Below are 13,853 nucleotides of genomic sequence, written 5' to 3' on the forward strand. Positions count from 1 at the left end.
TCAATACTCACAATATACTACGAATTATACCGGGCTGAATGAAGCGCGAAGCGTTTGCACTTTATTTTCAATGCCCAACGGAAAAACATTTGCCCCGTTACCGGCTTTGTCCCCGCCAGGAGAAACCCTGCCTGGCAAATGTCTGGCGGGGCGCCGCCCGACTAAACGGCTGATTAACTTAAATCGTGCAGTCCTTTATCCAGCGCGGCACTCAGCATCATTTCTTCGAAGTTCACCGCCAGCCCGCCACGCTGCGGGGTGCAGCACATCACGCCTACCCTGCATGCGTCGAATCCGGGGAAATGCGCCAGTCTCAGCAGCGGCCAGCTTTTGCCGTCAACGGAATACTGCAGCCGCAGGCTGTCCCCTTTTCGGGTCAGGCGCATCCAGAACAGATTTGCTTGACCGGGAAAGACGCCGGTTGCCCAGTCGGAGTGGCCCTGCGTCAGCACGCTGCCAATGGCAGGCGCGTCGTCGTTAAACTCGATGCCCGCTTTTAGCCAGTGGGATTCATCCCCCAGCAGCATGATGCCGGCCTGGTCGTAGAGTGCGCTAAATTCAGCTTTGACCTTCACCTGGAAAGTAAAATCCCCCCGCACGTTGCAGCCATAAAAATGGCCGGAGAAACGCTCAAACCCGTACCATGTTTTGCGCCAGAAGTCGGTTTGTTCATCGGTGACAACCGTCAGCCCGCCGTCGCCTTCTTGCCAGACTTTTGGCTCATTAATCCAGTAAAAATCCTCGCTCATAGCATGACCTTTTCCCTGTTTTATTTAGCGCCAGCCCAACTCTGGTGCAACGTGCTTCAGAATAGATTCGATGACGTGCGCGTTATAATCCACGCCCAGCTGGTTTGGCACGGTTAACAGCAGCGTGTCGGCTTCAGCAATCGCTTCATCCTGCGCCAGTTGCTTAATGAGCAGTTCCGGTTCAGCGGCATAGCTGCGGCCGAAAATGGCCCGGGTTTGTGGCTCGATGTAGCCAACCTGATCGCCTTCTTTGCCGCTGCCGCCGAAGTAGTTGCGGTCGCGCTGGTCCATTAACGCGAAGATGCTGCGGCTGACGGAAACGCGTGGCTCACGCGTATGGCCCGCCTCTTTCCACGCGGCCCGATAAGCACGGATTTGCTTCGCCTGCTGGATATGAAACGGCTCGCCGGATTCATCGGTTTTCAGCGTGGAGCTTTGCAGGTTCATCCCTAACTTCGCGGCCCACTCCGAGGTCGCGTTGGAGCTGGCTCCCCACCAGATTCGCTCCCGCAGCCCGGCAGAAAACGGCTCCAGACGCAGCAACCCCGGCGGATTAGGAAACATCGGCTGCGGGTTAGGTTCGGCAAAACCGTCCCCTTTCAGCGCCTCGAGGAACACTTCGGTATGACGGCGCGCCATATCGGCTTCGGTCTCTCCTTCGCCCGGCACATAGCCAAAATATCGCCAGCCGTCGATCACCTGCTCCGGCGAGCCACGGCTAATTCCAAGCTGCAGGCGGCCCCCGGATATCAAGTCCGCCGCCCCCGCGTCCTCCACCATGTAAAGCGGATTTTCATAGCGCATATCGATCACGCCGGTGCCGATTTCAATGCGTTTGGTTTTTGCCCCGATGGCCGCCAGCAGCGGGAAAGGCGAGCTTAGCTGACGAGCAAAATGGTGCACGCGGAAGTAAGCGCCGTCCGCGCCAAGCTCTTCTGCAGCAACGGCAAGATCGATGGACTGCAGCAGCGTATCCGCCGCAGAGTGCGTGCCGGACTGGGCGGCAGGCGACCAGTGGCCAAACGAGAGAAAACCAATCTTTTTCATCGGATATCATCCTTAGACTCGTAGGTAACCGGCCTACAGTGACAAAATTCCCGCCCCGAGTGCCAGCAAAATATTGCGATACCGCACTAAACGGATCGTCGCTTTCAGCAAGGTCAGACACAGCGCCCGGCGATTGTAATCAAAAAGTAAATGTCGTATAACAGGCACCTCCGAGGGGTGTCCTGTATGGGCTGAGATGGCGTAAGCCGAACCCTTTGAACCTGATCTGGGTCATGCCAGCGAAGGGACGGTCGGCAATCACAGCTCTGTTATTGTCTGTTCATACCTCTGCGCGCCCGGATCTCCACTTACCCAGGAGGTCCCATGTACACCCCACTTTTCGAAAACGGTCTTTACGGACGACTGCGCGAGCAGGCCGGCCAGCACTGGCAGGATTACGTCGATCACCCTTTTCTGCAGCAGCTTGCTGTCGGCACGCTGCCTGAAGCCGCATTCAAGCGCTATCTGACCCAGGATTATCTTTTCCTGATTCATTTTGCCCGCGCCTACGCCCTGCTGGTCAGCAAGCTTCGCACGCTGCCGGAAATGCGCACCGCGACCGCATCGCTGAATGCCATTGTCTCCGAGCTGCCGCTCCATGTGGCTTACTGTCGAAGCTGGGGCCTGGACGAAGCGCAAATAGTGGCCGAGGCGGAAGCGCCAGAAACCATGAATTACACCCGTTACGTGCTGGATATTGGCCATTCAGGCGACGCGCTCGATCTGCTGGCTGCGCTGCTGCCCTGCGTGGCCGGATATGCAGAAATCGGCCTTGGCCTGCTGCATAGCCCCGACACGGTGATGGCAGGCAATCCCTACGCGAACTGGATCCGTAACTATGGCGATGAAGGCTACCTCACCGGCGTGCGGGCCGCTGTGCAGTTGCTCGAAAACGTAGGCCACCAGCGTGGCGCGGAAAGCCGTTTCTCAGAGCTATCACAGATTTTTACCACCGCGACGCAGCTTGAATCCGCGTTCTGGCAGATGGGGCTGAATGCCTCATGACCGACAGCGCGACTTCGCCGGGCATTCAGGTGCGCGATCTCAGCCTGCGCTTTGGCCAGCAGACCATTTTTGAGCGGCTGAATTTTGATATTCCCGGCAGCAGCTTCGTTGCCCTGCTGGGCGCGAGCGGGGCCGGTAAAACCAGCCTGCTAAAGATTATCGCCGGGCTGGCGCAGGCCAGTGGCGGAAGCGTGACCTGCAGCGACGGTCTGCCGGTTGCCGGGCGTATCGCCTGGATGGGGCAGAAAGATTTGCTCTACCCGTGGCTCAGCATTGAGCAGAACGTGGCCCTCGGAGCTCGCCTGCGTGGTGAGGCGGTCGACAGACAATGGACGGAACATTTGATTGAGCAGGTCGGGCTGGCTGGCTATGCCAAAGTCCTGCCAGCTTCGCTATCGGGTGGGATGAGGCAACGTGCCGCCATCGCCAGAACGCTTTACGAAAAGCGCCCGATAGTGCTGATGGATGAGCCGTTTTCGGCGCTGGATTCCATCACCCGCACGGCCATTCAGGACCTGGCGGCCAGGCTGCTGGCAAAAAATACCGTGTTGCTGATCACTCACGATCCGATGGAAGCCTGTCGGCTCAGCCACCGCCTGCTGGTGCTCTCCCGCTGGCCTGCGGGCATCGACGATACGCATGTTATTGCCGGGCAGCCGCCCCGCGTGCCGGACGATGTAGATCTACTCCAAAGCCAGGCCGGGCTGCTGCAACAGTTGATCAGGGCCGCCGAATGAAGCTGACTTCAGACACCCCTGCTACACGCCTGCGCCGCGGGCTGACCGTCTTTGCCGGGCTGCTGCTACTTTGGTATCTGCTTGCCCTCGGCTATATTCCCGCCTTTCTTTTGCCCTCTCCCGCTTCGGTGGCACTGGCGTTATGGGATGGCCGCGATTATCTCGCCTGGCACACGCTGGTCACCGCCTCAGAGATTATCAGCGGGCTAATTCTGGGCGTACTCCTCGGTGCAGGCCTGGCGCTGGGCATGATGTTTTCCCCCCGCCTCCAGCGCTGGCTGATGCCGCTGGTACTCACCAGTCAGGCAATCCCTGTGTTTGCCCTCGCACCGCTGCTGGTGCTGTGGTTCGGCTTTGGCATGAGCGCCAAAGTGGCGATGGCGGTGCTGGTGATTTTCTTCCCGGTGGTGTCGTCGTTCTTTGACGGACTGCGCCGGGTGAATAACGACTATCTGGATCTGGCCCGCACGATGGGGGCTTCACGCTGGGCGCAGCTGAGGCACGTCCGGTTGATGGCGGCGCTGCCTGCTTTTGGCTCGGGGCTGCGCATGGCCGCCGCCGTCGCCCCCATCGGGGCAATTATTGGCGAATGGGTGGGCTCTGCCGAAGGGCTGGGCTACGTCATGCTGAATGCCAACGCCCGCATGCAAACCGACGTCTGCTTTGCCGCGCTGTTTATTTTAGTCCTGATGACCGTCCTGCTTTGGCTGGCGGTCGATGCCCTGCTGCGGCGGCTGATTGTCTGGTCGCCTGAAAACAACGAATAACCGCCTTAATTAAGGAATTAAGAAGATGAAAAAAACGCTGTGTGGCCTGCTGCTCACCGCCGCCTTTGCCGCTCAGGCCTCCGCCGCTGAAAAGCTGACCCTGGTGCTGGACTGGTACATTAACCCCGATCACGCACCCATTATGGTGGCCGAACAAATTGGCGCTTTTAAGGCCGAAGGGCTGGACGTGAAGATCATCCCGCCGTCTGACCCGGCGTTGCCGCCGCGCCTGGTTGCCGCCGGGCAGGCCGATCTGGCCATTACCTACCAACCACAGCTGCATTTCTTTGCCGATCAGGGGCTGCCGCTGGTGCGCGTCGGGACGCTGATTAACACCCCGCTGAATACGGTGATGACGCTGGATCAGACCATCAAATCACCAGCGGATCTTAAAGGCAAAAAAATCGGCTATTCCGTCAGCGGTATCGAGCAGGCGACGCTTGCCACCCTGCTTGAGCATGAGCACGTCAAACCAGAAGAGATGAAGCTCATCAACGTCAACTTCCAGCTCACCAGCGCCCTGCTGGCGGGCCAGGTGGATGCGGTGATCGGCGGCTACCGCAATATCGAAGCGATCGAGCTGAAGCTTCAGGGTAAACCCCCGGTGGTGTTTAACGTCGAGGACTACGGCGTCCCCGCCTACGATGAGCTGATTTTTGTGGCGAATCGTAAAACGGCGAATGAACCGAAGATCAAAAAATTCTTCGCCGCGCTGAAAAAAGGCAACGAGTACCTGCAGGCACATCCGCAGGAAACCTGGCAGGCCTTTGCCAAAGCCCATGCGGAGCTGAATACCGAGCTGAATAAGCAGGCCTGGCAGGCAAGCCTGCCGCTGTTTGCAACTGACCCGGCTAAACTCGACCGCGCCCGCTACCAGGCCTACGAACAGTTCCTGTTTGATAACAAGCTGATCAAGAAAATCACCCCGGTGGATGACTACGCCGTAGAGCTGCACTAGGCCAGGTTGCCCGGTTGCCTGCCAACGGGCAGCCGGACTTCAGTCAGTCGAACCAGGCATCAATCGGATCGTAATACCGTGCCCAAGCTTTAGGCCCTTCTGCCATTTCGGCATCGGTGAGTAAGGCATACTCCAGCTTCTCGCGCAGGCTCGCCTCGTCCATATCAATGCCGATGAAAACAATCTCCTGGCGCGCATCGCCAATACCGTCTTCCCAGTGCTTTAAAATGTGCCGGAGGCTGTCGGCATCCTGCGGCCACTGTTCACGGGGAATGCTGGCCCACCACATCCCTGCCAGCCCCTGGCGCATCACGCCGCCCGCGTGGGACCAGGATCCGGCATGCTGAGGGCGACTTGCCAGCCAGAAAAAGCCTTTGGAGCGAATAACGCCTTTCAGACCGCCGTCGGTCACCATCTGGAAACGCGCCGGGTGGAAGGGACGCCGGGCACGAAAAACAAAATTACGAATGCCGTATTCTTCGGTTTCCGGCGTATGTTCGCCGCGCAGCTCTTTTAGCCAGCCCGGCGCCTGAGCGGCGGCATCGAAGTCAAACAGCCCGGTATCAAGAACCTGATCAAGACTAACCTGGCTAAACGCCGAAGTGATGATTTTTGCGCGTGGGTTAAGGGAATGCAGCACGGACATCAGGCGGCGCTTCTCCGCGTCGCCAATAAGATCCGTTTTGTTAAGTACAAGCACGTCGCAAAATTCTATCTGGTCAATCAGCAGGTCGACCACGGTGCGCTCGTCCCCTTCGCCCATGGACTCGCCGCGAGACTGAATGCTGTCGTAGGATTCATAATCCCGAAGGAAGTTAAAGCCGTCCACCACCGTCACCATGGTGTCGAGCCGGGCGATATCGGACAGGCTTTCCCCCTTGTCGTCCACAAAGGTGAACGTTTCCGCCACGGGCAGCGGTTCAGAAATACCGGTAGATTCGATGACCAGGTTATCGAAACGCCCTTCCCGGGCAAGCTGGCTGATTTCCACCAGCAGATCTTCACGCAGGGTGCAGCAAATGCAGCCGTTGCTCATCTCCACCAGCTTTTCATCGGTGCGCGTCAGGCTTGAACCGCCCTCACGCACCAGCGCAGCGTCAATATTCACCTCGGACATATCGTTGACGATCACCGCCACCCGCCGCCCTTCCCGGTTATTTAAAATATGATTCAGCAAAGTGGTTTTACCGGCACCCAAAAAACCGGACAGCACGGTAACGGGCAGTTTCTTTGGCCGATTGTGGGCCTGTGTTAACGATGACATTGCAACTCCTTACTGACTGCGCAGTTATTATTGATATGTTATAACATAACAATAATAAGTGGCATTGTCATGCCGGAGATAAAAACCGTGCGTAGAAATGAAAAAAGCCAGCTAACGCTGGCTTTGAGAAGGAAAGCTGAATTACTGCAGGCGGAACACCCGCACCAGGTCACGCAGCTGCTTCGCCTGGTCATTCAGAGATGCCGCGGCGGCAACCGATTCTTCCACCAGCGCGGAGTTTTGCTGGGTGGTGGAATCAATCATACCAATGGCGCTGTTGATCTGGGAAATGCCGTCGGTTTGCTCCTGACTTGCCTGTTTGATCTCCCCGAGGATGGTGTTCATTTCCTGCACGTTTTCGATCATACCGGCAATCTGGGCATTCGCTTTTTCCACCAGCCCCATGCCCTCGCGAGTCTGGGTGGTTGAGTTCTCAATCAGGCTTCTGATCTCGCTCGCAGATGAAGCACTTTTTTGCGCCAGCTGGCGAACTTCCCCGGCAACCACGGCAAAACCACGGCCATGCTCCCCGGCACGAGCCGCTTCCACCGCCGCATTCAGCGCCAGAATGTTAGTCTGGAACGCGATGGAGTCGATGAGGTTAATGATGTCCGACATACGGTTGGAGGTTTCATTAATCACGCGCATTTTGCTGGTGACCTGAGACATCATCTGGCCGTTGTTTTTCACCACCGTTGCGGCTTCGGAAGAGAGCTTGGTTGCCTCGTTGGTGTGCTCAAAGGTGTTTTTCACCGTGGAGGTGATCTGCTCCATGGAAGCCGCCGTTTCCTCTACGGAGCTGGCCTGCTCTTCGGTGCGAGCAGCAAGATCCTGGTTCCCGGCGACAATTTGCGCGGCGGCAGAAGAGATAGTTTCCGATCCCTGCTGAACCTGATGGACAATCTCTTGCAGGCGGACTTTCATGCTCATCAGCGCCTGCAGCAGTTCGCCTGTTTCATCTTTATGGGTAACCGTGATACTGCCCGTAAGGTCGCCTTCGGCAATCGCCCCGGCAAATTCAACGGCGCGAACCAGCGGGCGAGTAATAGAGCGCACCACAAACATACCGATGAGGCTACCCAGGGCGATACTCAGCAAAGTCAGAAGCACAGTGACCAACCGGTTAGAGTGGTAATCTTTATCAACCTGCTGGCCAGCAGCGGACATTTTTTGATTCTGGATAACGATAAGCTCTTGCACCTTATCTTTATATTTTTCCTGAATCTGGATGGTGGTGGCCATCATTTCCTGCAGCGCGGCGGCGCGATCGTTTTGTTGCACCGCCTGTAAAATACGGAAACGCGAGTCCAGATACTGTTTACGAATATCGGCCAGCTCCCGCAGCGCTTTTTGTGACGCAGCGTCGGTACTGGATTTGTTCAGGTCCGCCAGCAGCGCTGTAATATGCGCACTGATCTCCGCAAGGTGTTTTTCCGACTTCTGACGAAATACACCGGCTTCATCCAGCAGCATCAGCTGCTGCGTATTCACGAACTCCTGGAAACTATCAATCAGATCGTTGGCTTTAACGGTCGTCGGGTAATCATCGTTAACAATGGTTTGAATGCCGGTATTTGCTCTGCTCAGGCTAAGTAAAGAAAGCCCTGAGCTGAAGACCATCAGCACAATAAAAATAGCAATAGTCAGCGTTAACTTGCTGCGAATTTTTACATCATGTAGTGACATTTTTTCTCCCTTGAGAAGCGTATTTTTATGAATGCGCAAAATCCTCTGCCGCCTAAACAACAGAGAATAAATAGCACAAAGGGATGGAAGCACCTCGTACAGGCTTATCGGATATATTCAGATTAACTTTATGAATTTGATCGGTTTTTTCTTATGGTCAGGCCAGATAGATAGCTGAAAGCTATTAATTGATTTGCGATTGATCGATGATTTGCGATAAGGAACGTTTTTTTATTCTATTTTTAGGGGAGCCATACTTTGCCAAACACTATTTTTTTAAATACAGCAAGCGCGAGGTAAATATAAATTCACCCCGCGCCGGTTTATTTAATTATTTAATATTTCATTAACAATACTGAATTACCCTTTTCAGGGCAGGGAAATATCAGATTTGATAATCGATGGCGGGTTCTTCTGGCTCCAGTGCCAGGCGCTTAATTTCCTCGACCGACAGCTCAGGGTTACACAGCTCAATAAAGCGCCAGACATAGTTCCGCTGCAGTTGCCCACGGCGGATCCCGAGCCAGACGGTGTTCGCGTCAAACAGGTGGCGAGTGTCCAGCCGCACCAGGCTCCCTTCTTCCCCACTGGCCTGGTCGGCCACCAGCCCAATACCCAGGCCGAGTTCAACGTAGGTTTTAACCACGTCGGAATCCTGCGCGCTAAGCACAACATCAGCCGTTAAACCACGCCGGGCAAACGCTTCGTCTATACGAGAACGCCCGGTGATACCCTGCCGGTAAGTGATCAGCGGCCAGCGACTGATATCGTGCAGCGTGAGCGGGCTGGTATGAATTAACGGATGTCCCTGCGGAACCAGCAGGCTGTGATACCAGCGGAACCACGGGTAGGCCACCACCAGAGGATCGGTGCTCAGACGTTCGCTGGCGATGCCAATATCCGCCGCGCCGCTGTGCAGCAGCGATTCGATTTCCTGAGGCGTGCCCTGAATCAGCTCGAGGCGAACTTCAGGGAATAAGGCGCGGAAGGCTTTGATCACCACCGGTAGGCTATAGCGAGCCTGTGTGTGGGTGGTGGCGATAGTCAGGACACCGCTGGTGTCGTTGGTAAAAAGATCCGCCAGGCGACGCACGTTGCTGGCTTCGTTGAGAATACGTTCGGCAATCACCAACAGGGCTTTACCCGGTTCGGTCATACCTAATAACCGTTTGCCGCGGCGGATGAATATTTCAATCCCCAGCTCTTCTTCCAGCTCGCGAATATGGCGGCTGACGCCAGACTGAGAGGTGAAAAGCATATTGGCGACTTCGGTGAGATTGTAGTCCCGTCGCGCCGCCTCGCGGATTATTTTTAGTTGCTGGAAATTCACATCGCCCCCGGGATCGTGACTGTTCTTTACACCATTGTTAAAGTCACAGCCCCGGCGGGACAAATAATAAAAACCAGCAACCTATTCCATTTAGTAATAAGCGGAGTTAGCCCACCAGCATCAGTTCGCGATTTTCCAGCGCCGGGCGGGTGACCAGAGACATAAGAATTTCTTTTACCGCCTGGGCCTGAGGTGAAAGCGGTAAACGTGCGGACAGGTTCAGCGACAGCGGTAAATTTAACGACGGGCTGGTAATGCGTGCCATCCAGCCACCGGCTGAATCGGCAAGTGAACGTGCAGCGGATTCCGGCAGCACGGTCACGCCCATACCGCTGGCAATAGCCGCAGTTAAGGTCGAAATAGATTCGATCTCGCCGATAATTTTTGCCGTCAGGCGGCGCAGGGAGAAAGCCTCATCCACGCGCTTGCGAACCGCGCTGTAGTCGCGGGGCAGGAAAAGATTCATGGCGGCAACGTCCGACAAATCAACGCTGTTACCCGGACAGTCACGGGTGCCCACGAGGAACAAATCCTCTTTGAGCAGCGGCTGGCTGGTCAGCCCCGCCGTTGGCGTGCGGTCATACAGCACGGCCATATCAAGCTGTCCGCTGAGCAGTTTGTCATTCAGCTGTGAACCGCTATTCTCATGCAAATACACCTGCACATCCGGCAGTTCGGCACGCACGGCCTGCAGCAGCGGCATGGTAATAGAGGATGCCGCCATCCCCGGCGCAAGACCAATCGAGACGAGGCCTTGCATAGTCTGGCCCACGTTATTCACCGCCAGCTGAGCCTGCTCACACTGGCGCAGAATCGTCCGCGCGTGGGCATACAAAATCTTCCCGGCTTCCGTCGGCGTGACGCCGCGTTTGGTGCGGATCAACAGCTGCTGATCCAGCTCCCCTTCCAGAGTGGCAACCTGCTGGCTGAGCGCCGGCTGTGCGATGTGCAGTACTTCTGCGGCCTGGGTCAGGCTGCCAATATCAACAATTTTTACGAAGTACTTCAGTCGTCTTAAATTCATTTTGCCCCCTATTACGGAATGCCAGTGCCAGTCATGGCTGTGATGTCGTAAAAGGTTTTGCAATATGCTTGCCACATTTTTCGTTTACGGCGCAAACGAGATAACAGGCTGGATAATAAGAGAAACTGATAAAGCCCCCACGAGGATTAACGAAACAGGAGGCTTACTTATGCCCCATAAGAGATACAAATGCACCGCGATGGTGCATTTCAGGAAAAAACTGCGTGCCGGTGATAAGCCGGCACGATGAATCACACGCCGGCCCACCACAGGCGAATTTTCATTCCCCAGTAGCTCGTCCAGCCGCTGGTAGTGGACACGACCTGGCCTTTATCGACGATGACGAATGTCGGCGTGACGCCAATTTGCCAGCTGCGGGAAATGGCGCCATCGGCATCATTGACCACCGGGAACTGGACGCCTTTACGCGCCAGCCAGCGGGAAACCTCGCGTTCATTACCTGAGCGTAGCGCAATGGTTATCACGTTCTGCCCTTCAGCCTGCAGCTTCGCCACGTCCGGCGTGGTAAAACGGCAAACTGCGCACCAGCTGGCCCAGAAATAGACCAGCAGCGGGCGTTCCGCGCTCAGCGCGCCGAGCGTGACATCCTGCCCGTCCAGCGTGTGCAGCGGCGTGGCATCAAAAGCCACTGGGGACTGGGGCGCACGCCACCAGTCCATCACCAGCATCACCCCCGCCAGCAAAATCAGCAGAATTAAGCCTTCCCGCAGCCAGCGCCGCAGCTTACTTGCCATGGGCAGCCGCCAGTTTTTCTTTTACTACCTCTTCCAGCGTTTCCCACGGAACCGCCCCAGGGATCATTTCATCGCCAATAATGGTGGCTGGTGTGCCCTGCACGCCCACGATACGCGCTAGCTGAAGGTTGGTGCTTAAGGTTTCCATACTTTTTTCATCCGGGGTGACCGGCGTTGCCCCGCTCTTTTCAACCGCAGCCGCAATGCTCGCCGCATCGTGATAGCCCTTCTTCTGCATCAGTTTTTCATGCAGCGCCAGGAACTGATCTGGATGCTGGCGCCAGGTCGTCAGGACAGTACGCGCCGACAGCACGGAACTTTCCCCTTTAAACGGCAACGGCTTCACGATCACCGCCACATCCGGGTATTTCTCCACAATTTTTTCCAGCATCGGATCGAGCTGTTTGCAGTACGGGCAGTTGTAATCGGTGAAGTTCACGAGGGTTAACACGGGCTTTTTAGCACCAAATCGCGGACTGGCCGGATCGTTAAACAGCGCCTGTTCAATCAGCACTTCCAGCTGCTTTTGTTGATCGGCGGAAAACGGCGCGGGGACTTCTTTTGCCGCCAGCGCCAGGCCGGAGAACAGCGAGAGGATTAAAATAAAAGCGTATTTCATGGTTTCGCTCCTTTGGCATCATCCAGGGTTGTCAGCACCGAATCTCGGGAGAGCAGCGTCGGCAGCACTTTGCCTTCCGGCAGGCCTGGGCCATAAATTTGGTTGAACGGCACGGCAACCTGGCCGCGGCTTCTCAAAAAGTCAGTGATTTGCTGGGACGGCAGCGTCCAGTCGCCGCGCAGGGCAACCACATCCGGTGCCTGTAGTGCAGCCTGCACGTCCTCTTTGCTGAGCACGTTGTATTTGTTGGCTTTACAGGTAATGCACCAGTCAGCGGTGACATCAATAAAAACGCGCTTATGCTGCGCCAGCGCGTCCTGAATCGCCTGCTCGCTGAGCGGCTGCCAGGCGATATTTTCCTGCGCTGGTTTGCTAGTCGAAACACCGAAATGCACCAGCAGCAGGCTTGCCAGCCAAATCGCCGAACCTAACATCAGCAGGCCAAGCACGCGGCGCAGCCAGGTCATCCACTTGCCCGGGCGGGGCAAACGCATCGCCAGACCGGGACGGAACGCTATCAGCAGCCACGGCAGACTCATCCCCAGCCCTAAGGCCAGGAACAGCCCCCACAGCACCGGGTAAGAAGCCGTGAGTGCCACCGCCACCGCCGTGCCGAGGAAAGGCGCGCTACACGGCGTCGCCAGCAGCGTGGCGAAAGCGCCCTGCCAGAAATGCCCGGCCATGCCATTGCCGCCCTGCGTTGCCAGCCGGGTGTTCATATTGGAAGAGAGCCTGAATTCAAACAGGCCGAACAGGTTCGCGCTGAACACCAGCATCACCAGCGCCATAAAACCGATGAACCACGGGTTCTGGAACTGAATGCCCCAGCCCAGCGCCTGGTTGGTCAGCCGCAGGACGGTCATCAGCAGCGCCAGCGCCATAAATGAAGCGATGATCCCCGCCACCGAGGCTAAAAACTGGCGGCGCACGAGGCCCCGGTCTTTTTGCTGCACCAGCAGAATAGAGCCCAGCTTCATGCCCAGTACCGGGAGTACGCACGGCATCAGGTTAAGGATTAGGCCGCCCGCCAGCGCCATCAGCACGACCTGCCAAAGCGGGAAGGCATCATTTCCCCCTGCCGCGGCGGGTGCTGAACCAATGGTGAGCGTGTTTTGCTGAGCAATGCCGTTGTCGGCCAGCACCAGGGTGACTGATTTCCCTCGCAAATCTGGCGCACCTTCTCCCCAACTGTCGCTGACCGGTACGGTGGCCTGCAGCGAGTCGCCGTCGATGCGGAACGCAGGCTTGCCAAGATCGGCCTCTTCCGGCGGGTCAAGATAAAGGCCCGGACTTGTCCAGCCTCCGGCACGCACGGCATTAATTACCAGGCTTCCCGGACGATAATCGGCTTTGAGCGAGTCGGTCAATCCGCTTTCAACCGGCACCTGCCCCATCGCCTGAGCGAAATCATGGGCAAACTGAGCATTTGCCGCGGAAGGCGTGACGCTAAAGGAATAATCGGTCAGCAGGCAGACGTTGCTGCAGGTAGAAAGCGTCAGCACGCCGCGGATAGTCGCCGGCACCGGGCCGTGAAACACCATCGGAATGGTGACCCGATCGTGGTAGCCCTGGGTCGTGATCCCGGCGACGTCAAAACGCGCAGGCGTCGGCCAGAACCACTCTACTTTGGGCATCTCACCCTGCCAGGCAATAGCTGGCGCAACGCCGCCTTCCCCTGGGGATCGCCAGTAGGTTTTCCATCCTTTTTCGAGCTTCACGTCCAGCAAAAGACGCGTTTCGTTACTGCCCGAGGTATCTGCGCGCAGCCTGACGCTGGCGTGATCGTTATCCGGCGATTGCAGCCAGCCTGACTCTGCTGCCCAGGACACGGGCAACCAAAGCATGAGCAGGCACAGCAGCGCCTGCCTGAAGCGAATAAACATGTTTTTTCTCCATAAATGATTAACTAACT

The 13,853-nt window shown here is 56.7% G+C and carries 13 protein-coding genes and 1 riboswitch; of the genes, 4 read left to right on the plus strand and 9 right to left on the minus strand.

The genetic code is table 11. The features are described from left to right. Positions 1 to 173 precede the first annotated feature (173 nt). Together WFN87_RS00720 and WFN87_RS00725 are read right to left on the minus strand one after the other, a co-directional pair. Positions 174 to 749: a DUF1349 domain-containing protein gene (locus WFN87_RS00720; protein WP_166991416.1), complete on the minus strand. Its 576-nt coding sequence runs from the start codon at positions 747 to 749 to the stop codon at positions 174 to 176. A gap of 24 nt (positions 750 to 773) precedes the next feature. After that, positions 774 to 1,796 carry an LLM class flavin-dependent oxidoreductase gene (locus WFN87_RS00725; protein WP_166991413.1) on the minus strand — a complete coding sequence of 341 codons (1,023 nt, stop codon included), beginning with the start codon at positions 1,794 to 1,796 and terminating at the stop codon, positions 774 to 776. A 163-nt stretch (positions 1,797 to 1,959) separates the two neighbouring features. Then, positions 1,960 to 2,061: riboswitch (TPP riboswitch) on the plus strand. A gap of 59 nt (positions 2,062 to 2,120) precedes the next feature. On the opposite strand from WFN87_RS00725, the gene WFN87_RS00730 reads away from it, so the two are divergent. Genes WFN87_RS00730 through WFN87_RS00745 form a run of 4 tightly spaced genes read left to right on the plus strand, consistent with a single transcriptional unit; the run spans position 2,121 to position 5,263 of the window. Continuing rightward, a complete protein-coding gene (locus WFN87_RS00730; RefSeq protein ID WP_008458016.1) occupies positions 2,121 to 2,801 on the plus strand; it encodes a TenA family protein in 681 nt (226 codons plus the stop codon). Then, positions 2,798 to 3,538: an ABC transporter ATP-binding protein gene (locus tag WFN87_RS00735; protein ID WP_336981416.1), complete on the plus strand. Its 741-nt coding sequence runs from the start codon at positions 2,798 to 2,800 to the stop codon at positions 3,536 to 3,538. Before WFN87_RS00730 ends, WFN87_RS00735 begins: the two co-directional genes overlap by 4 nt. Beyond that, entirely contained in the window at positions 3,535 to 4,305 is a 771-nt protein-coding gene (locus tag WFN87_RS00740) for an ABC transporter permease (RefSeq protein ID WP_336981418.1), read from the plus strand. Before WFN87_RS00735 ends, WFN87_RS00740 begins: the two co-directional genes overlap by 4 nt. 25 nt (positions 4,306 to 4,330) lie before the next feature. Beyond that, positions 4,331 to 5,263, plus strand: a complete 933-nt coding sequence (locus WFN87_RS00745) for an ABC transporter substrate-binding protein (RefSeq protein WP_166991404.1) — start codon at positions 4,331 to 4,333, stop codon at positions 5,261 to 5,263. A gap of 43 nt (positions 5,264 to 5,306) precedes the next feature. On the opposite strand, the gene zigA is transcribed toward WFN87_RS00745, so the two are convergent. The 7 genes from zigA to WFN87_RS00780 all read right to left on the minus strand — a co-directional run bounded on the left by zigA (position 5,307) and on the right by WFN87_RS00780 (position 13,824). Next, entirely contained in the window at positions 5,307 to 6,527 is a 1,221-nt protein-coding gene (gene zigA, locus WFN87_RS00750; protein ID WP_008458009.1) for a zinc metallochaperone GTPase ZigA, read from the minus strand. A gap of 141 nt (positions 6,528 to 6,668) precedes the next feature. Further along, positions 6,669 to 8,213, minus strand: coding sequence for a methyl-accepting chemotaxis protein (locus WFN87_RS00755; RefSeq protein ID WP_336981422.1), 1,545 nt, complete (start codon positions 8,211 to 8,213; stop codon positions 6,669 to 6,671). A gap of 385 nt (positions 8,214 to 8,598) precedes the next feature. Next, positions 8,599 to 9,543 (minus strand): HTH-type transcriptional regulator Cbl, encoded by a 945-nt coding sequence (gene cbl, locus WFN87_RS00760; protein ID WP_336981424.1) that lies wholly within the window; start codon positions 9,541 to 9,543, stop codon positions 8,599 to 8,601. A 106-nt stretch (positions 9,544 to 9,649) separates the two neighbouring features. Further along, a complete protein-coding gene (gene nac, locus WFN87_RS00765) occupies positions 9,650 to 10,567 on the minus strand; it encodes a nitrogen assimilation transcriptional regulator NAC (RefSeq protein WP_008458002.1) in 918 nt (305 codons plus the stop codon). A gap of 251 nt (positions 10,568 to 10,818) precedes the next feature. Then, complete coding sequence (locus WFN87_RS00770; RefSeq protein ID WP_008457996.1) at positions 10,819 to 11,322, minus strand: protein disulfide oxidoreductase; 504 nt, start codon at positions 11,320 to 11,322, stop codon at positions 10,819 to 10,821. Further along, a complete protein-coding gene (locus tag WFN87_RS00775) occupies positions 11,312 to 11,941 on the minus strand; it encodes a DsbA family protein (protein ID WP_008457994.1) in 630 nt (209 codons plus the stop codon). The genes WFN87_RS00770 and WFN87_RS00775 overlap by 11 nt, the downstream gene beginning before the upstream one ends. After that, positions 11,938 to 13,824, minus strand: coding sequence for a protein-disulfide reductase DsbD family protein (locus tag WFN87_RS00780; protein ID WP_336981427.1), 1,887 nt, complete (start codon positions 13,822 to 13,824; stop codon positions 11,938 to 11,940). Before WFN87_RS00780 ends, WFN87_RS00775 begins: the two co-directional genes overlap by 4 nt. Positions 13,825 to 13,853: the final 29 nt, after the last annotated feature.

Source organism: Cedecea sp. AS113 (genome assembly GCF_037152415.1).
In the GTDB taxonomy this organism is placed as follows: Bacteria; Pseudomonadota; Gammaproteobacteria; order Enterobacterales; family Enterobacteriaceae; genus Cedecea.